This is a genomic window from Cupriavidus sp. GW823-FHT06D04 (assembly GCF_058795055.1).
Genome location: NZ_JBXAHL010000028.1, coordinates 23,648 through 42,226, shown reverse-complemented (window position 1 = coordinate 42,226; position 18,579 = coordinate 23,648). Strand labels below are relative to the sequence as shown.

General features: G+C 62.1%; 21 protein-coding genes. 12 read left to right on the top strand and 9 right to left on the bottom strand.

The window, feature by feature from the left end; genetic code table 11:
• Positions 1–25 precede the first annotated feature (25 nt).
• The 3 genes from AC1Q7H_RS27555 to AC1Q7H_RS27545 all read right to left on the bottom strand — a co-directional run bounded on the left by AC1Q7H_RS27555 (position 26) and on the right by AC1Q7H_RS27545 (position 1,626).
• Positions 26–535 carry a copper resistance protein gene (locus AC1Q7H_RS27555; protein WP_492381927.1) on the bottom strand — a complete coding sequence of 170 codons (510 nt, stop codon included), beginning with the start codon at positions 533–535 and terminating at the stop codon, positions 26–28.
• 50 nt (positions 536–585) lie between these two features.
• Positions 586–807, bottom strand: coding sequence for a hypothetical protein (locus tag AC1Q7H_RS27550; protein WP_062799422.1), 222 nt, complete (start codon positions 805–807; stop codon positions 586–588).
• 600 nt (positions 808–1,407) lie between these two features.
• On the bottom strand, positions 1,408–1,626 hold the full coding sequence (locus tag AC1Q7H_RS27545; protein WP_145987315.1) for a hypothetical protein: 219 nt from the start codon (positions 1,624–1,626) through the stop codon (positions 1,408–1,410).
• A 986-nt stretch (positions 1,627–2,612) separates the two neighbouring features.
• Here AC1Q7H_RS27545 and AC1Q7H_RS27540 point away from each other — a divergent pair.
• The 7 genes from AC1Q7H_RS27540 to AC1Q7H_RS27510 all read left to right on the top strand — a co-directional run bounded on the left by AC1Q7H_RS27540 (position 2,613) and on the right by AC1Q7H_RS27510 (position 8,670).
• On the top strand, positions 2,613–2,915 hold the full coding sequence (locus AC1Q7H_RS27540; protein WP_116322061.1) for a hypothetical protein: 303 nt from the start codon (positions 2,613–2,615) through the stop codon (positions 2,913–2,915).
• Between the two features lie 247 nt (positions 2,916–3,162).
• Entirely contained in the window at positions 3,163–3,561 is a 399-nt protein-coding gene (locus tag AC1Q7H_RS27535) for a hypothetical protein (RefSeq protein ID WP_151073250.1), read from the top strand.
• A gap of 290 nt (positions 3,562–3,851) precedes the next feature.
• A complete protein-coding gene (locus AC1Q7H_RS27530; RefSeq protein WP_240805071.1) occupies positions 3,852–4,619 on the top strand; it encodes a class I SAM-dependent methyltransferase in 768 nt (255 codons plus the stop codon).
• Between the two features lie 348 nt (positions 4,620–4,967).
• Positions 4,968–5,444 (top strand): CzcE family metal-binding protein, encoded by a 477-nt coding sequence (locus tag AC1Q7H_RS27525; protein ID WP_439673180.1) that lies wholly within the window; start codon positions 4,968–4,970, stop codon positions 5,442–5,444.
• 129 nt (positions 5,445–5,573) lie between these two features.
• Positions 5,574–5,810 carry a hypothetical protein gene (locus AC1Q7H_RS27520; protein ID WP_062799411.1) on the top strand — a complete coding sequence of 79 codons (237 nt, stop codon included), beginning with the start codon at positions 5,574–5,576 and terminating at the stop codon, positions 5,808–5,810.
• Between the two features lie 408 nt (positions 5,811–6,218).
• Positions 6,219–7,850, top strand: a complete 1,632-nt coding sequence (locus AC1Q7H_RS27515; RefSeq protein ID WP_492381926.1) for a phosphoethanolamine transferase — start codon at positions 6,219–6,221, stop codon at positions 7,848–7,850.
• 7 nt (positions 7,851–7,857) lie between these two features.
• A complete protein-coding gene (locus AC1Q7H_RS27510) occupies positions 7,858–8,670 on the top strand; it encodes a phosphatase PAP2 family protein (protein WP_439673182.1) in 813 nt (270 codons plus the stop codon).
• On the opposite strand, the gene AC1Q7H_RS27505 is transcribed toward AC1Q7H_RS27510, so the two are convergent.
• Positions 8,635–9,900: a type II restriction enzyme NmeDI-related protein gene (locus AC1Q7H_RS27505; protein ID WP_492381925.1), complete on the bottom strand. Its 1,266-nt coding sequence runs from the start codon at positions 9,898–9,900 to the stop codon at positions 8,635–8,637. The two genes, AC1Q7H_RS27510 and AC1Q7H_RS27505, sit on opposite strands and share 36 nt — an antisense overlap.
• Before the next feature lie 174 nt (positions 9,901–10,074).
• On the opposite strand from AC1Q7H_RS27505, the gene AC1Q7H_RS27500 reads away from it, so the two are divergent.
• The 5 genes from AC1Q7H_RS27500 to AC1Q7H_RS27480 all read left to right on the top strand — a co-directional run bounded on the left by AC1Q7H_RS27500 (position 10,075) and on the right by AC1Q7H_RS27480 (position 14,697).
• On the top strand, positions 10,075–10,350 hold the full coding sequence (locus AC1Q7H_RS27500) for a DUF2933 domain-containing protein (protein WP_492381924.1): 276 nt from the start codon (positions 10,075–10,077) through the stop codon (positions 10,348–10,350).
• 13 nt (positions 10,351–10,363) lie between these two features.
• The gene (locus AC1Q7H_RS27495) at positions 10,364–12,805 is read left to right on the top strand and encodes a heavy metal translocating P-type ATPase (protein ID WP_492381923.1); all 2,442 of its coding nucleotides are present in this window, start codon (positions 10,364–10,366) and stop codon (positions 12,803–12,805) included.
• Between the two features lie 31 nt (positions 12,806–12,836).
• Positions 12,837–13,286: a DUF411 domain-containing protein gene (locus AC1Q7H_RS27490; protein WP_492381922.1), complete on the top strand. Its 450-nt coding sequence runs from the start codon at positions 12,837–12,839 to the stop codon at positions 13,284–13,286.
• Between the two features lie 61 nt (positions 13,287–13,347).
• Complete coding sequence (locus AC1Q7H_RS27485) at positions 13,348–13,878, top strand: c-type cytochrome (RefSeq protein ID WP_053821772.1); 531 nt, start codon at positions 13,348–13,350, stop codon at positions 13,876–13,878.
• A gap of 621 nt (positions 13,879–14,499) precedes the next feature.
• A complete protein-coding gene (locus AC1Q7H_RS27480) occupies positions 14,500–14,697 on the top strand; it encodes a hypothetical protein (protein ID WP_082371627.1) in 198 nt (65 codons plus the stop codon).
• Positions 14,698–14,910: 213 nt separating this feature from the next.
• Here AC1Q7H_RS27480 and AC1Q7H_RS27475 read toward each other — a convergent pair whose 3' ends face one another.
• The 5 genes from AC1Q7H_RS27475 to AC1Q7H_RS27455 form a co-directional block, all read right to left on the bottom strand.
• Positions 14,911–15,258 (bottom strand): CzcE family metal-binding protein, encoded by a 348-nt coding sequence (locus AC1Q7H_RS27475; protein WP_082371461.1) that lies wholly within the window; start codon positions 15,256–15,258, stop codon positions 14,911–14,913.
• Between the two features lie 385 nt (positions 15,259–15,643).
• Positions 15,644–16,120, bottom strand: a complete 477-nt coding sequence (locus tag AC1Q7H_RS27470) for a cupredoxin domain-containing protein (RefSeq protein WP_053821774.1) — start codon at positions 16,118–16,120, stop codon at positions 15,644–15,646.
• Positions 16,121–16,189: 69 nt separating this feature from the next.
• Entirely contained in the window at positions 16,190–17,107 is a 918-nt protein-coding gene (gene copD, locus AC1Q7H_RS27465) for a copper homeostasis membrane protein CopD (RefSeq protein ID WP_492381921.1), read from the bottom strand.
• A gap of 7 nt (positions 17,108–17,114) precedes the next feature.
• Positions 17,115–17,501: a copper homeostasis periplasmic binding protein CopC gene (gene copC, locus AC1Q7H_RS27460; RefSeq protein WP_053823086.1), complete on the bottom strand. Its 387-nt coding sequence runs from the start codon at positions 17,499–17,501 to the stop codon at positions 17,115–17,117.
• Between the two features lie 38 nt (positions 17,502–17,539).
• The gene (locus tag AC1Q7H_RS27455) at positions 17,540–18,571 is read right to left on the bottom strand and encodes a copper resistance protein B (RefSeq protein ID WP_492381942.1); all 1,032 of its coding nucleotides are present in this window, start codon (positions 18,569–18,571) and stop codon (positions 17,540–17,542) included.
• Positions 18,572–18,579: the final 8 nt, after the last annotated feature.

Here is an 18,579-nt window from a genome sequence, read left to right as displayed (position 1 = left end):
ACGATAGTAGGCGTTGCTGCGGAGGCTAGTTTCGGAAACAGCAGTGGAGGATGGGCAGCGGGCGAGGGGGCCCGCGTGGCACCGCGTCGGCGTAGGCGGCTCGCTGGCTGAAGACTATTGGCACCAAGGCCGGCTCAACCAGATTGACGAGCACGGGCTGGAACGCTGGAATCTGCGGGCTGGGGTGGTCGGCCGATTTGGAGCCAAGCTGGCAGTGCTCCAGGCACAAGCCGTCATGGGCAGCCGGCGCTTCGGCCTTCTGCGTCATGTCGGGACAGGACTCGGTCATACCGGCCATGTCCGTCATACCGTCCATCGAATACCGGCTGCCCGCGCAGGCGTAGGCCGCCGCTGCCAGCTGAACTGTCAGGAAGGTACTCAGCAGGAAGGCGGCAAGGCAAAGCCGGCGAAAGCGGATACGCACGTGGGAAACTCGGTTTGAGCCAAATGGTAGCAGCGTTTGGCCGCTTTCGGCACTTTGCCCTCGCGGCCGTTTGCCGCAGATCAAATGCGACCCACTTGTGGCATCGCCCAATCGAGGCGCTCCGATGCGCCACGCCAACGCAGCGCATCGGAGTAAGCCGGTTACTTGGGCTGACCCATCATTTCGCGGCACTTTTGCATCATGGCGGCATGGTCACGCCTCATCGCGGTGTGGTCCTCTGCCTGCTGCGCCTTCAATTGTTGCGCCTCAGCCCGCTTGGCGTTGCGAGCCTTTTCGATCACATACCAGTCCGGACCGGCGACTGCTGACAGCGAGAGCCCAAGGGCGACGGCGCCCCCTAGCGCGTGAAAAAAGAATTTCATGATGTTCCTCGTTCTGGGTATGCAGCGCGCGGCCTAAACCCACCAGCGAGCGGCAGGCGACACTGCAAATGTCGAAATCAGACGAGCACGTTGGTGCGATGGCACCAAGTGCGGCACCCTCGCCGTGCGAGACCGCCCTACAGACAGTACCGTTTGGGCGGGCGCTCGAGGCGAGGCGGAACGACGGAGCGATATGCGAACTCCGGATGCGCGACCAACACGCTGGTCCATGCATCCGTGGGGGCGGCGGTGGCCAACGGCGTGCCCGCGAGGATTGCACAAGCGGAAATCGTGCAGGGAAGACGAGACGGGCCGCTGACATGTCGGTCACCGGCGCAACCGAATTGACTGACGCAGTCATGGGGACTGCCGGTCTCGACACTGGCTTGCGCCGCTTGAGCAGGTCCGTGTGCTGGCATTTGAGCGATGCCAGCGATACAGCAGTTGTCTAACGGTCCGGCCTGAGCTCGTAGAGGCAAAGCCAGCGCCAGGGTCAGGAGCACGACGAGACGCCAAAGGCGATTCATAGGCTTACGCATTGGACCTCTCCGAGCCGACGTGCGGTAGCGCCGTCGCGGGAACCATATTGAGTATAGAACTTCATCTTGCGCGCGGCACGGTTGAGTCCGACAGCGCGTTGCCTGCAGGGCAGGTCGACGCGAACGACAGGTAGACCTCGTCGAGCATGCGATGGTTGTCGCCGGCCAATTGTTCCAGGGCAGCCAGCAGGTGCTCGGCCACGCTGTACTGCTGCTGTGCGCAGGCCAGACGGAACGCAGCGAACACGTCATCAAATAACGTTGGCGTTGCAGTCGTCATGCTTTCCCCGCTGGATGCGTGGTACGGCCAAGGCGTGATCGCCGCGATGCCGTCCTCATTTGCACTATGGACCTTCCCACGGGGGTAAGGTCAAGCAGTGCGCAGGCTGGCGTCGCGCTTCGATTGAAAACGACCGGTAAGCGCCACCCATCCGCAGCCGCTAGGCGTCGGGTGTAGAGAACGAACTCGCCGCGAATTGCCCCGCCATACGCGGGGCATGCGTTTCAAAACCGTCGATGCATACACGGTCCACTTCCGGCACTGAGGCGTAACACGCAGTCACGCCACGGATCCGAGTCTTTCTGATAGCCGAGCTTTTCGCAAGCGGGGCCCTCAACGCGTAGTGAGGTCTCCATATCGCGCTCGGCGTGCGCGGTACGTTCTGCGACGGTCGCGCACCCGGCCAACATGACGGTAATGAGTAATAAGACACGCATGATTTCTCCTTTGCCCTAGATGACGAGAGTCCGTTGCGGTGGTTCAGGGCGCGACACGACCGGGAAGCCAGCGAAGCGGTGTGCAAACGGCAATGCCGTTATCGTGAATCTAGGTTCTGATTGCTTTTGCACCAAGATCTGCCTTTGCAGAAGGGCCCCGCAGCGTGCCATCTTTCAGCGACCTTACTTCACATTGCTATGCAATGACCCAACCATTACATGCTGGGCATCCATGTTCGGTTGGGCTTTCGTCCTATTGATGTTCATCGGCAGGGGATTGCGACATTCACGACCAGCCCGTATTACGCGACCATTACGTGCAGGAATTTTTTCTGTGTTGTCTTGGCCGGCGGGAATGGCAGCAAGCGTTCCCGTTTGGAAATTGCCGCCATCATTACCCAACCATTACGCGGCAGTCATCGAGTTCGACTCGCGCGTCATTGCTGGGGTAATACCGTTACAACCGCTCACATTTGTAGGGAAACGCGAACACTGCCGGCAATGCAGAAGTCGTATGCTCCCACCCTCTACGCACGCAAAGGAGAAAACATGAAAAAGCTTCCCATCCTAGTCGGCACCGCGCTGGTCATCGGGTTCAGTTACGCCAATGCGCAGACGCATGGCTACACGCAAGATGGCTATGGTCGGGCCGGCCTCTACCCGTCACGGCCGGCGCCTGCCGCTGTGCACGTCGTGCCCGCGGTTGCGGTGGTACATGATGCCCAGCCCTCGTACGGGCATGGCACTGCGCTGCGCGAGTCGCATCGCCAGCCGCGCCACGGCATCGAACATGGGCGACGTGAGCCTGAGCGCCGCCGGCACAATGCCCCTCACGGTTCACGCGACCACTGACGCACTCGCCTGTTATTGATTGCCCGCTGGCGTGCCGACACCGGCCGGAGCGGGGGGACTCCCGCATGATACGGATGCTTTCATCAGAGGCATCGCTTCTAGGCTTCCTTCGTTACCGTACGCCGGCGTCCGTTGGAAAAAGTCAGGGGAAGCGCCGCGTCTGTCATGTCCACGTCATTCTACTGACAGGCGGCTCGTATAGACTCTCGACTCAATTGATGCTTGATGCCGCCGGATGAGAAGGCTGTTGCGCCACCTATCGCTTTGGCTCGTTGTATTGGCATTGCCGATTCAGAACGTTGGCGCAGCGGCTACTCTTTCGTGCGGCGAGCTGACCGAGTTGCGGCAGGGCGCCGGTCTCTTCGCCATCGTTGCCACCATCGACGTCGCTGACGAGGCGAGCGCCGACCAGGCCGACGCACACTGCGATCCGAGGTCGCATCACTGTCCGGCAAGCAAAGAGCGCGGCAAGGGGCGCGGTTGTCATGCGTGTTCTGCCTGCTCGGCCGCCTCGACACTTGCCATCTTTGCCTTCTCGGGGACCCAAGCATTGTCCATGAACAGCATGCTACCGGCGTCTCTGCTGTGGATATTTGCCAGCACAACGCCTGAAACGCTGCTGCGCCCGCCTTCCCATCATCTCTGACGCCGCCCAAGCAACTCCTGGGCTGGCTACCTCCACCTTCCTAGATCTCGTCCTTCGGCCTGACCGAAGACGAAACAAGCCTGCCTGCGCTCGTCCCTGTGCGAGAGCAAGGTAGGGCAATTATGGTGCGGCGTGCGATTGTCGCCTGGCGGTCGCCCGCGCACATATTGGAGACAGCGATGCGCATCTGTAATCAATGTAAGGCCCCGCTCAAAATTGACGTGTGGGCGTGCACCGCGTGCGGTTGGCAGCCCCGTGTTCTGGCCGGCGTGCTCTGCCTGGCACCCGCCATGATGGTCGACCATGATGGCTTTCACGAACCGCTCTTTGTCGAGTACGAGAAGCTCGAAGCGACGCACTTCTGGTTCGTCTATCGCCGCAAACTGATCCTGGACGCGCTGCAGCGCTACTTTCCGACCTTGCGCTCGTTCATGGACGTCGGTTGCGGGACCGCGGAGAACCTGCGCGCGATCCAGGCCCGCTTCCCGCGTGCACGCTTGGTCGGCGGCGAGGCATCGTTGCGCGCCCTGATGCAGGGACAGCGCAAATGCAAAGCTCAGTTGTTGCAAATGGATGCCCGTGCCATTCCCTTTGCCCAAGCCTTCGATGTCCTGGGGGCGTTTGACGTCATCGAACACGTCGACGACGACGCCCAAGTATTGGCGGAGATGTACCGGGCCTGCAGGAATGATGGGGGAATCGTATTGACAGTGCCCCAGCATCCGTCGCTGTGGAGCCATATGGACGATGCGGCCAAGCATAAGCGGCGCTATACGCGCCAAGAACTGGTGAAGAAAGTGGAGGCGGCCGGGTTCGAAATCGTGGACGTCACCTCCTTCATGACGCTGCTGCTGCCTGCGATGGCCATCTCCCGGGTGTGGCAGCGCGCCAAGCCGCCCGGCGATGCCATGGACGACGGGTTTCGCATTGGGGCGGCCATGAACGGCATGCTCGGGGGTGTTTGCACCCTCGAGCACAACCTAATACGGGCCGGTTTGCGTTTCCCGGCAGGCGGCTCGCTGCTGCTGGTGGCCAGGAAGAAGGGCTGGACTTTGTAGAGGACGCAGTCACGCGTGGGCCCATCGCGGCGTTTAACGTCAATGACGAGGACGCCGCGGGCCGCGTCTCAAGCGTTCGCCAGGCTCGTCTGTGGCGCAAGAGCGGACGCGTCGGCTTGGGTTCTTCCGAAATGCCTTGGCTCGCGCGGAACGTCAGGGCAGCGTCGCAGGCGCGGCCCTCGCGCCTGACAATCCAGCTCGTTAGCCTCGCCGACGTACCCATTTCTGCGGCGCAGATGGATGCGGGAAAGCTTACGGGGATGTAATTCGCGAGTAACGTCCGCGTGAGTGCCGGTTGCCTACCATGACACTTAAGAGGTTACGCCTCGAAACGTTATGGAGCGCATCATGAACACCAAGAAGACCGCTTTGACCGCATTGGCGCTGGCGGCCGTTTCCGTCCTATCCAGTTCACCGGCGTGGAGTGCGGACCAGACCAGAACCAATGCGGGCGACAACTGGGCGGAGCACGTGCGGCGGCAAGCCGCCGACCAAGCCAGCTCATCGGCATCGCTCACAGTGCCCAGCGCAATGGCTACGGCGCAGGCTGCTACCCCATTGGGGCCGCAGGCGACGCTCTTCGGTAGCCTGGCGCCGGCGAACACGGCCGCACGCGCGGTGACGCTCGCTCCCGGCCTGAAGTCTGTCAATGTGGCCTCCGGCGACACCGTTACCTTCCGCAGCGGCGCGCAGGAGGCCACCTGGACGTTCGCCGAATTTGTTCAAGGAAAATCCGTGGATCTTGGCGTCCTGTTCCCGGCAATGCCCAACGCCCAAGGCGTGCGCGTCTATATCGAGCGCAGCAAGCTCTTTACCGGTGGCTAAGAATGGCCGGTTTGCCAGGAGTGACAACATGACACATTTGTAATTTTGTCGTCAGGCCCTGGTGGGGTACATCTTTCTACACTGCAAATGCAGGCTCACTGAGCCACTATCGAAACAAGGAGAAATAGAATGCGTACATTGAAGAAGACTGCCTTGGTGGCATTGACCGTGGCAACCCTTGGTGGCGTCGCGGGCATCGCGAACGCTGGCGTCAATTCGCCGCGCGATACCTTTACCGATGGAGCGCATGCCATGGGCACGCGCGATCCGTTCACCGATGGCAGTCACGCCATGGGCACGCGGGACCCGTTCACCGACGGTAGCCACGCCGTAGGCCCTCGCGACACGTTCAGCGACGGCGCCTAAATCTCGGCAACGCGCCGACTCGTCGGGGCGATGGGCCGCTCGGTGGGCCGGTGCGTTGACGCGGGGCGGGTATCGGGGAAACTCTCCCGATACCCGTTATCGTGCTTGCGCACGCGCCGAGATTCAGCCTTGCCGATGCGCCGGCTCGGGTCGGACCAGGCCTGATCTAGGCAGACGGCATAGGCTGCAGCGGTCGGACCGCACCCAGCCCAGCGAGTGATCATCGCGCCTTCGGCGCGATTCTTTTTGTCCACCACTGGCTCAACACAGCGTTGCGTACTGCAACGCCTGCGGCTGGTAATGCCCCGCCTTTCGCGCCATGCGCCAATGATAGAACCGAATCTAAACCGGTCGCGCCGTGACCCGGCTTCGCCCGACACACCACCGAGCGGGGCGCGCGCAAATTGGGTGGGTCGCGCCTGGCGTCTGGAGGTCGGCGTCGAGACCTTGCTACTCGGCTTCTGCCTATACTTTGTTCTCGTCCTGAACGGTCCGTTCTGGCGGGCGCTATTTGCCGAACGGACGTTGAGCGGGCTCCGTGATCTGGGCTACGGCGTGGCAGTGGGCACCGCGCTGGTCACGGCGCATTTTGTGCTGCTGGCGCCGTTCATAAACCGCTGGACGGCCAAACCGTTGCTGACAATTTTGGTCGTAGTGGCCGCCGGTGCCAGCTATTTCATGGGTCAATACGGCATCTACCTTGACCCCAGCATGGCCCGCAATGTGCTGCGCACCGACGTGGCGGAAGCTCGCGAGTTGCTAACGCTGCGTATGATGGGCAGCATCGCGCTCTTGGCACTACCACCATTGTTGTTGTTGCCCTGGGTGACGCTGCGCCAGCGCGCACTGACACGAAGCGTCGGCCTGCGCCTGGTCGCGATTTTGGTGGCGATTGTTGCCGGCGTGGGGACGCTGTCCTTGGTGTTTAAGGACTTCGCAGCCCAGATGCGCAATCATAAAGAGATCCGCTATCTGCTCGCGCCGGTCAATGTGGTGTACGCCTTCACCGGGGCGCTGGCACGCGATGCCAGTACCGCGAACCGGCCGCGCCAGCCGGTTGGCACCGACGCCCGGCTCGGCGCTAGCTGGAGCGAGCACAACAAGCCCCTGCTCTTCGTCGTGGTCGTGGGAGAAACCGCACGAGCGGCGGACTGGGGGCTCAGTGGCAGGTCGCCCCATGACACGACGCCGAACCTGGCGCAGCGCGCTGTGATCAATTTCGCTCAAGTCACCAGTTGCGGCACCAATACCGAGGTGTCGTTGCCCTGTATGTTCTCGCCCCAGGGACGGCGCAATTACGACGAAGATGCCATCAAGGCCAGCGAGTCTTTGCTACACGTCATCGGACGAGCGGGAATGAAGGTTGGGTGGGCAGACAATCAATCAGGATGCAAAGGCGTCTGCGCAGGCCTGCCCACGTGGCAGCCGGATCCTCAGGCTATGTCGGCGTTATGCGATCGCGACCGCTGCCTGGATGAAGTGTTGTTAGCCGGGGCGGAAGCTTTGCGGCACCAGCTACCTGGCAGCTTGGTCGTGGTCCTGCACCAACTTGGCAATCATGGTCCCGCGTACTACCGGCGGTATCCGGCCCGATTCGCGCAGTTCGGTCCGACTTGCGACACCGATGATCTCTCGCGCTGTACCCCAGAGCGAATTCGCAACGCGTACGACAATGCATTGCTGTACACCGATTATGTGCTCGCACGCACCATCGACTGGCTCGAACAACTCGAGGCGCGCTATGACACGGCCATGATCTATGTATCAGACCATGGCGAGTCGCTGGGAGAGCGCGGACTGTTCTTGCATGGCATGCCTTACGCGATTGCTCCGCGGGAGCAGACCGAGGTACCGATGGTGATGTGGTTCTCAGCCTCATTCGCCCAGCGCATGCGGCTCGATGTCTCCTGCCTGCGGGCGCGGGCGCGCGAACCCGCCACGCATGACCACTTATTCTCCACGGTCTTGGGCCTGCTGGATATCCGCACCCAGACCCGGGATGCCACCATGGATTTGTCGGCACGCTGCCGCAACGGATAATGCCCCCATGAGAGAAATGCCGTTGGTTCAGACGCCCGCCAGTCAGCGTTGGCTGCGCCAGCAATGGTGGATGCTGGCATCGGCCGCGTTGGTGCTGGCCTACGTGTTCCAGCGCACCGAACTCGACCTCTGGCTCGAGGGCCGTTTCTACGATGTCGGTCGGACGGTCTTCCCGTTGCGCCAGCACTGGCTATTTGAAGCGGTGCTCCACAAGGGCGCGAAGTGGCTCACTTACGTCGCCGTAGCCGCGGCCATGGGTGTCTGCTGGCTGGGCTGGCGGGGGCGTCTGCCTTGGCTGCCGCGTCGCAATGCGTTGCTTGCCGCTGCGGGCATGGTGGTGATCCCGTTGAGCGTCACGCTCCTGAAGCTCATGACGGGACGCCACTGTCCCTGGGACATGGCTCAATTCGGCGGCAGCTTGCCCTATATGCGGTTGCTGGATCCGCTGCCAGCAGACGTCAAGCCGGGACAATGCTTTCCTGCCGGCCACGCCGCTACCGGCTTTCTCTGGGTCGTCTGGGGGATCGCATTGCGTCCTGCCGGCCGTCGCTGGGCGTGGGTTGGGCTGGCTGGCGGACTGCTGCTGGGCGGCACGCTTGGCGCGGCGCGCATGGCGCAGGGCGCGCACTTCTTGTCGCACACGCTCGCAACCCTCTGGGTGGCGTGGGCGGTCAGCTTGCTACTCGCGTGGGGGCTGCGGGCCGACGTCCGGCTAGGCAGCGCCGCGCCGCACCAGGGCCCGAAAGCTTGCCCGCGCCGTCGCCGACCACCGCCAGGACCGGACTCACAACTGTCTCGCGATGGCCTCGATCGGCTTTAAGCCACTGCCAAAGCGCGCAATGCTTTCGCGATGCTCGCGCAGGCTGGAATAGGGGACATAGCGGATATTGAGTGCCGAGACGCGGCTAAAGGCCGGGCGGCTCAATTGCGCGCGCACGTCGCCTTCGCGATCATCCGGCGCGACCAGGAAAAGATGCTTGCGGGCGGACGGGTCGGAGCCGAGGGCAAGATCGAGCAAGCGCACGATACCGGAATAGAGGGAGGTGGTATGTTCGACTTCAAAGGCGGCTTCGACCTCGAGTGTGGTGGCATTTAGCCAGACGGTGTCAATCCATGGAACGGTATCGCCTCCTGCCACCAGCAGCGCCGGCGGCAACGTTGAGAGACAGCCCTGACTCAAGGGCTCGCCGTTGTACAGCCGACTTCGGTCGTTGGTGGCAATCCAAACGGCAAAGCCGAGCGACTTGCCGAGATCGCGCAGCCATCCCTGCACTTCGGTATGGGTGGCGTCTTCGGCCTGCCCCAGCTGAATCTGCCTGGCAAGCGCGGCAGCCTGCTCGCGCACCTTGGCCAGTTCCTGCTGCCAGACGGCCACATCGTCGGCCTGCGCTTGCCGCGGTGGCAGCGGATAGCGCTGCATGCCGATGTCAAACAGTAGGCCCGCGATCGCGCCAAGGTCATTGGAGAGCAAATCCCGATAACACTGATTCAGGGTGAGTACCCCCTCGCGCATCGCCAGATAGTGATCCCATTTGCCAAGCTTGACCGCCGATCCGGTCAAGGCGTTATAGCCGTTGACAATTGCGGTGTTGAACGGCATCACCAGCGTGGGATGAATGAAATACAGCAGGTTGGCCGCCGCCGGCCCGAGACCCTTGATGCCGAGGCTGCTCAGCTGACGAATCGCATCAAGGACTTCGGATTCGGTGTCACAGCAGTTGCAGGTATGGAGCAGTCTGGCAAAGGCACGCTGATTGTCGGCATGCTCATAGATATCTGGAATGCGCAGTTTTGGCTTCCACAGAAAGGCGTGATCCGCGCCTTTGAAAATCTGCCGTTGCTCTGCGATTGACGACACCACGGTCTCGAGCGATGAGCCCCGATACGCGTTGCCGAATGTACCGGCCTGGATCTCGTCGACCACCGCGCCGATGCCACGCCGAATCGAGCGGAAATTCTTCAGCCGCTCCGGCCAAAGAAACCAGGTTTGATAGGCGCCAGCGGGATCGGTCTTCCAGCGCTCAATGAGGATGCGGATGGTGTCAGTCATGGTGTGCATTTTTGCCGGCAGTGTATCACCGTGAGGCCTTTTGACCTGGCGCAATGTTGACGCGAACCGGCTTGACCTTCCCATTATCGGAAGCTCTACCGTTATCACAAGAAAGCTGGGCGCGGCGATTGACTGCCGGTCAGCTTCCCGTCATGGTCAAGTAAGGAGTCTGTCATGAAAGCATGTCATTCCCAATCGACGCATCACGGCGCCATCGCCGGCCAAGTCGGTCGGTTTCGCTGGTCGCTGCGTTGGGGGATCGTCCTCGCCGCCCTGGCAATCTTCGCCGCCATCGCGCTCGGGATGCCCCGTTGGAGCGCGGTTGCCTCCTGGTTGCCGTTTGCACTAGTGTTATTGTGCCCGTTGATGCATCTATTCCACGGCGGCCACGGGCGCAGCGCGCCTTCGAAAGAGGGCGGCGACTCAGTGGACGGACAGCGCCACGACTAACAGGAGGCCTTCCATGAATGAACCCAGCAGCCAGCGCCACCCACCGAAAGCGGGCCACCCTGACAAGGCAACAGGCCCCGGTCCTGGCGCGCATGCTGACCAGCACCATTCCCATCGCCACGGTGCGCCGCACGACAGCCCAGTGTCGGGCGTCGGCACCGCCAAGGATCCGGTTTGTGGCATGGTGGTGTCGGCCGGCTCGGCATTCCACAGCGAACACGCTGGCATTCCCTATTACTTTTGCAGTGCATCGTGTCAGCGCAAGTTCGAGGCGGACCCGGCCAAGCACGCCGCGGCTCCGGCAGCTCCTACCGCGGCCCCTTCAGCCGCCCCCGATGCGGAATCGGGGCCTCCCGGCACGATCTACACCTGTCCGATGCACCCCGAGATCCGGCAGGATCATCCCGGCAACTGTCCGAAATGCGGCATGGCGCTGGAGCCGCTGTTGCCGGACCTGGACGAGACCGAGAATCCGGAGCTGGTGGATTTTCGGCACCGTTTTTGGTGGACGCTGCCGTTGACGGTGGTGACCACGGTGTTGGCCATGCTCGGGCATCGATTTGGGTGGATGGAGGCGGCGACGCAGAGCTGGGTCGAACTGGTCCTGTCGACGCCGGTGGTGCTGTGGGCGGGTTGGCCCTTTTTCGTGCGGTGCATCCAGTCGTTTCTGCATCGCAGCCCCAATATGTGGACGCTGATCGGTCTGGGCACGGGTGCGGCCTATGCCTATAGCGTGGTCGCAACCGTGGCACCGGATGCGTTCCCGCAGACCTTTGCCGCCCACGGCCGCATCGGCGTGTACTTTGAGGCCGCCGCCGTCATCATCTCGTTGACGCTGCTCGGCCAGCTGCTTGAACTTAAGGCGCGATCCCAAACCTCCGCAGCGATAAAATCGTTGCTCGGGCTCGCGCCCAAGACGGCGCGCCGCATCGGACGCGATGGCGCCGAGGAGGATGTGCCCCTCACTCATGTGCATGTCGGCGACTTGTTGCGCGTAAGGCCCGGGGAGAAGGTGCCCGTCGACGGCATCGTGACCGAAGGCAGCAGTTCGGTGGACGAATCCATGATCACCGGTGAACCGATGCCGGTCACCAAGCGCGAGGGCGACCCCGTTATTGGCGCCACCATGAATACCTCAGGCAGCCTGATCATCCGATCGGAGAAGGTTGGCGCACAAACAGTGCTCTCCCAGATCGTACAGATGGTGGCGCAGGCGCAACGCTCAAAGGCGCCGATGCAACGCATGGCCGACAAGGTCGCGGGCGTGTTCGTGCTCGGCGTCATCGGCGTCGCCGTGGTGACGTTCTTTGCCTGGGGCCTGTTCGGTCCACAGCCCAGCTGGGTGTTCGGTCTGATCAATGCAGTTGCGGTCTTGATCATCGCCTGTCCCTGTGCATTGGGGCTGGCCACGCCGATGTCGATCATGGTTGCCAGCGGCAAGGGCGCCACCAACGGCGTGCTGTTCCGCGACGCCGCCGCGATCGAGAACCTGCGCAAGGTCGACACCCTGATCGTCGACAAGACCGGTACCCTGACCGAGGGGCGGCCGGCTTTCGAGCGTGCAATTGGCGCCAATGGCTATGCCGACGACGAAGTCCTGCGGCTGGCGGCGAGCCTGGACCAGGGCAGCGAACATCCGCTGGCCGCGGCGCTGGTTAAGGCGGCCCGCATTCGTGGCTTGGCGCTGGAGAAGTCACAGGACTTTGAATCGAGCACGGGCATCGGTGTGCGCGGTACGGTCGGTGGGAAGACACTCGCCATTGGTAATACGGCGCTGATGCAAGCCGACGGCATCGACACCGAGGCGCTGCGCGCCCAAGCCGATACGCTGCGCGCACAAGGCGCGAGCGTTATGTATCTCGGCGTCGATGGCCGTCTGGCCGGCCTGCTTGCGGTGTCGGATCCCGTCAAAGGCTCAACGCCCGAGGCGCTGGCGGCCCTGAAGGCCGAAGGCATCCGCGTGGTCATGGCCACCGGCGACGGCGTGGCCACGGCAAAGGCGGTGGCCGCAAGGCTGGACATTGCGGAGTTCCACGGCGAAGTGAAGCCCGCGGACAAGCTTCAACTGGTGAGCCAACTGCAGCAAAGCGGAGCGGTGGTCGCCATGGCCGGTGACGGCATCAATGATGCCCCGGCGCTGGCCAAGTCGGATGTGGGCATCGCCATGGGCACCGGCACCGATGTGGCGATGAACAGTGCGCAGGTGACGTTGGTCAAAGGCGACCTGCGTGGCATTGCGCGCGCACGCGAGCTATCCGAGGCAACCATTCGCAACATGAAACAAAACCTTGGCTTCGCGTTTATCTATAACGCGCTCGGAGTACCGTTAGCGGCAGGGGTGCTGTACCCGTTCACCGGTTTGCTGCTTTCGCCTATGATTGCCGCGTTGGCAATGAGCCTGAGCTCGGCCTCGGTGATCTCCAATGCGCTACGCCTGCGGCAGGCAGAGATTTAAGCTGGCGATGAGGCACTCGACCGGTGCTGACTTGTCTATTGACATGATGTTTTTCGGAGAATCCATGAAGTATTTCTTGGCCACTGCCGCATTGCTCGCGGCCGCCACCGGCGCGCAAGCGGCCTCGCCGACGCTAACGGTGTACAAGGATCCCAGTTGTGGCTGCTGTGCAGAATGGGTCAAACACGTGAACCAGGCCGGCATCCAGACCAAGGTCATTGATTCGTCCGACATGACGGCGGTCAAAGCCAGGCTCGGCGTCCCGACCCAGTTCGGCTCCTGCCATACCGCGGTGATCGATGGCAGCGCGCAGGTGGTGGAGGGGCACGTGCCGGCAGCAGCGGTGCGCAAGCTCGCTGCGAAGCCGACCTTGAAAGGGGTCGCAGTGCCCGGCATGCCGGCAAACTCGCCAGGCATGGGGCAGATGGACGGAAAGCTTGTGACAGTGGATTTTAGCGGCAAGCCATTCTCGAAAGACTAGGACTGCAGCGGGGCTGCGCGGGTAAGCGTTGCCAGAACTTCAGAACTGCCAGACAAAGGACATGGAAGAGTCAACTCAGTCGCGCTGGATCGTGGCCTGCGTGTTGGTGGTGGCCGCCGCGGCGGCCACCGGGGTCGCGCTCAAGGCGAAACGCTATCTGGAGCCACCCTCCGGTGGACCGCAGACGCTCAGGGAAGGGCGCCAACTGCGCATCGATGCCACGGATGCCGCGCAGCTCGGTCGCGGCAGGCAGCTGTACGCACAGGCCTGCGCGTCGTGCCATGGCGTCAAGCTCGAAGGCCAGCCTAACTGGCGCGAGCGGCTCGCAAATGGCCGGATGCCGGCGCCCCCGCATGATGCATCGGGTCATACCTGGCACCATGCGGACGCGGTGCTGTTTGCCATCACCAAGAACGGGCTCGTTGCCGGCGTGACCGCGCCGAGAGGCTATGTCAGTGACATGCCAGCCTTCGGCCAGTCGATGTCGGATGACGACATCATTGCCGTGCTCGCGTACATCAAGAGCACTTGGCCTGAGAAAATGGCAGTAGCGCAGCGCGAAGCGACCGCGCAGTATGCGAGCCCGAAGTAGCGACCCAAGCAAACACCGCAAGCAGGCGCTCCGGTCAGCGATGGCGCCTACGTCCGTTTCGAGCCTAGCCTGGGCTGCTGCAGTGACCCTGCACGAGCTGTCGCGGTGTGTACGCCACAGCTGACGAACATGTCGCGTTGAGCGGCCGGCTTGCTGGTATTCAGGCGCTTGGATCGCGCCTGGTAATTTCTGTCTCTTGCCTGCCTGCCCGCTCGCGCGTGGCACACAGCTGTAGGCGAGCAGCGGTCGCGCGCCGTCGAAACGGCTCGAACACGCGTGCCGCTACGCCGATGACTCGTCGTGGGCGAAGATCGGCGAACGCTGCGCCGCACTAATCCCCTTACGTCGTCCAGAAGAGATACAAAAGCCCAAGCACGACCAGCGCCGCCCCAATGATCGAGTAGTAGCGCATGCCATGCAGGGGCTGGTCTGGATGGCCTCGCCGGTGAAAGACGAGTCTCATAGCCGTTATGGAAAGTCGAGCATTGCCATATGGTAGACCCAGCGCCGGTGATTTACCTTGACGTGTCTGCACGGCGGTCATTGAATGAATGCTGAAACGCGTCGCCACGAGAGCGGAACCATCCGCCGATTCACTTCTAGGGGTCCTGGGAGACTACGATGCTGACACCACATGAAGTGGCCACCCTTATGCTGATCGACGACGCAGCCCCCAATCTCGCCGACCTCGATCACGCGTCGATCGAGGCATTGATTGAGCGGCAGCTGGTGCATCTGGAAAAATTGGCTTACGGCGATCGTCTGCACATCACGCCGCGGGGCAGTGACTTTTTGCATGCTCTCGCTAAATTGCATTAGGCTGGTCTGCAAACGCACTTGCGCACTGAAGGCTATGCGTTGCAGTTGCGCAGTATGCCGCGATATGGCTAGACCCGGCGGTGCCCCTCGGGTCTGCAAGCGCCAAGTCATCGGACCAAGGCGGACGTTCCACCGCCTACTGGTCCGGATGCGGCGTGGGGGAGGGCTGTCGAAGTGGTCGTCTGGCACAGCGTCCAGTAAGCAACCAATACGTCATGAGCTGCCCCGATAGAGCGGGCTTGGCGCGATGATGGCCGTGATGCCTTTGGCTTCCGGCAGATCCGGCAAAAGGAAGTTCAGCGCAACTGCCGATCGTCCACTACTTGTGGTCATAAAGGTCCAAGCCACCGTGCGGTTGGCGCCCCGGAAAGCAACGGTTTCTCCAGAGGTGACATTAACGTATCGCGCACCTGGCCGCAGCGTGATCGACCGAGTCGCCGTCTCGACGGCAGCGACGGTACCATACAAATCGGCCCTAGCAGGTGGCAAAGGCGCACACGCCGACGCCATGCCGAAGGCAGAGAGTGCCAGTGCGATCCGTAAAGCCTGCGTGGTAGTCATAATGAGACTCCCTGTCGATGTGCGGCAAGGTCTAACGGACCCGCCTTTGCGACAACCCGACTTCCACCCGCGCCAAGGACGCACGCAGCTTGGTGCTGCGCTGATCTGTGGGCAACTGGCAAGGCTACCGGCACCCAAACGCGAGTTGCCGCACGATCTAGTCTAATCAGGGCATTCCAACGATAACGTTGCCCAAACGTTACATTCTGGACAGGTAACAATGTGGTCCACGTCATGCCCCACAAGTCAACGCTTCCAAGTGGGGAGGATCACGCGCAAGGAAACGGGTCCGCCACGGCGGCACCATGACCCAACCTACGCTGTCGAACCCTCAGCATCGGTGCGCCGTTTTGTTCGCCGCCGGACGCACCCGTCGTCGCGCTTTTTACTTGACGGCCACCTTGCCGACCATGCCGGCTTCGAAATGGCCCGGCACCAGACAAGCGAAGTCGACGGTCCCAGGACCGTCGAACTGCCACACCAGTGTGCCTTGTTTGCCAGGTGCGAGCATAATCTGGTTCGGGATAGAGTGCTTAGCATCAGGCATGCTGCGCATCATCTGCGCGTGCTCTTTCAACTCAGCGGCGGTACCGATCACCATTTCGTGCTCCACTTTGCCGACATTCCGCACGACAAAACGCACGGTTTCACCGCGCTTGACCTGAATCGAGTCGGGCGCGAACCGCATCGTGTCGCTCATGGTCACGTTAACCGTGCGTGAGACCTTGGCCGGCTTGCCCGGCTGACCGGCAGCGGACTTACTGGCGCTAGCTGGGCTCGCATGGCCCTCCATGCTGCCGGCAGCCCACACCAGCATCGGCGACAGCCCCAACACCAGCAGCAACGACTTGAGCGTCTTCATGGCATCTCCTTGGCGGTTGTTTGAGAGCAAGACAAGCGCAGCCTTGCTGCGCGGTTCGTGAAAACGTGGCTACATGCCCGCGGGGGATAGGATGCCGAGCGAGGCGACAAGAGCCAGAATGAGCGTTGCCGCAATGGTCTCGAACATCAGGCTGCGCCGCAAGGTACGAACGGCGACGGCATGGTCGCCCGTCCGTACGGCATGCTCCAGGCGCGGGCTCAGATGAAAACGGTTAGCCGCGGCAAGGGCGAGCATGGTACCGAACAGCGCCAGCTTGGACGCCAGCAGTCCACCGTATGAGTTCAGCGACAGTTCCGGCAAGACCGGACCGACAATCAACCAATAGTTCACTGCGCCGGTAATGACCAAGGTTGCGACAACGATCGTACCCACCTGAGCGAAGCCGTTTGAGGTGCGGCTCAGTAGGGCAACCTTGGCAGGTGTGGCAGAGGGATGCGACAACAACACTAACGCGAGCAGAGCGCCGACCCATGCGCCGGCGGCCATTAGATGCGCGATATCCGAGGCAAGGTGAATGTAGCGTCGAATGCCATCATCCATGGCGCCATGGCCGCCCCAGGCAAGCGTGGACAGCGCGACGCCGCCCGCTGCAGCCAGAACCCAGAATTGAAGTTCTGGCCGTTTGCGGACAAACAACGCGACCAGCACGCAGAGGACCAGGGCAACGAGTCGCACAACCCAGGCCGCGCCAAACGCGGTGCCTGTCACAATCATTTCGAAGACATGGCCTTGCAGTTCGGCGTAGGATGCGGCACCGGTCATGCCCTTGGCCATGATGGTGATATTGGCCAGCGACAGGACGATGCCCAGGGCCGCGACCGCCGCGCCAAGCGTCAAAAAGCGCGCACCCGTTGGCGACGCCATTTCCTCACGGCGCAGTGCGTACAAGCCAAACAGCGGCAGACCAAACAGTGCAGTCAGGTCGAAATAGAGTGCGAAACGCACTGCAACAGTTGCCCAGTCCATCGGCGGATCACTTCACGGTGAACGCGATGTTGCCATTAATCGGGTGCGTGTCGGACGACACTGCACGCCAATCGACGCGGTAGCTGCCAGGCGCCAGCGTCTGGGCCGGGGTGATCACCATGGTCTTGGGGTCGTCGCTGCCGGCAACCTTGGCGGCAATTTTCATCGGCGCATGGTTGGCCATGCCGGGCATGCTGGTCATGACGAGGCTGGCCCCGGAGAATTGGGTCGCGAGGTTCTCTGAAAACTTCAGCTCGATCTTCTGCGGCGCCGCCACCTCGGCCTTGTCGGCGGGCATGGACGATACCAGCTTTGGATGGGCGAAGGCTGCAGTACTAGCCAGCACAGCGGCGGCTGCCAGAGCGGCACGAATGGTGAAGCGGGGCGCTTGCATGGTGAACTCCAAATATGAGTGTGGATTGAAATACGTGGTTAGAACCACATGCGAACACCCGCTACAAAACGGGTTTCGCCACTTCGGCCGCCGGCGGTGCGAACCATGTCGGCGGTATTGCCAAAGGTTTGGTACCGTTCAATGCCGATATAGGGAGCGAACTGACGGCTGAACTCATAGCGCAGGCGCAGACCCACGGCACCGCTGGAAAGCCCGCTGCCCACGCCGACCTCGGGATCGTTCTTGCCATAAAGATTGGCCTCGATTCGGGGTTGCAGGATCAGGCGCTGGGTAATTAGCAATTCATACTCGGCTGACAGGCGCAGCGCAGTGCGACCTTCGGTGCCGATATAGCCAGTAGCGTCGACCTCGAACCAGTATGGCGCCAGGCCCTGGATACCGAAGGCCAGCCAGTTTCGGGTTGGCCGGCCATAGCCGGCATCGTTGCGGATACCCAGCTGCGTGTCCCAATAGGTGGCAATGGCATGACCCCACAGCAATTCGGTCCGCGCCTCGTGGATCTTGCGCCTCTCGGATTCGCCTTCGGCCTTGATCACGAGGCGGTTAAAGCTGCTGCCAATCCACGCTTGCGCCTCATAGGCAGCGGCATTGCTCTCATTTCCCTTGACCCATTCCAGCCGGTCAACGAGTACCGAGGCAAATAGGTGTTCGTCTGCCATGTGCAGCGAACGGTGCGGACCAATGGCGTATTGACCCACGCCGAGCTGATAGCCCCCTGAGTAACCGTGCGGGTCGCGCGCATCCGCGGGCGCGCTCCCCCCTTGCATCTGCATGTCGCCATGATCCATGCCTTGCATCGAACCCGTGCCTTGCATCTGGCTGTGGTCCATGCCCTGCATCGAACCCATGCCCTGCATCTGGCTGTGGTCCATGCCCTGCATCGAACCCATGCCCTGCATCTGGCTGTGGTCCATGCCCTGCATCGAGTCCATGCCTTGCATCTGGCTGTGGTCCATGCCCTGCATCGAGTCCATGCCTTGCATCTGGCTGTGGTCCATGCCCTGCATCGAGTCCATGCCTTGCATCTGGCTGTGGTCCATGCCCTGCATCGAGTCCA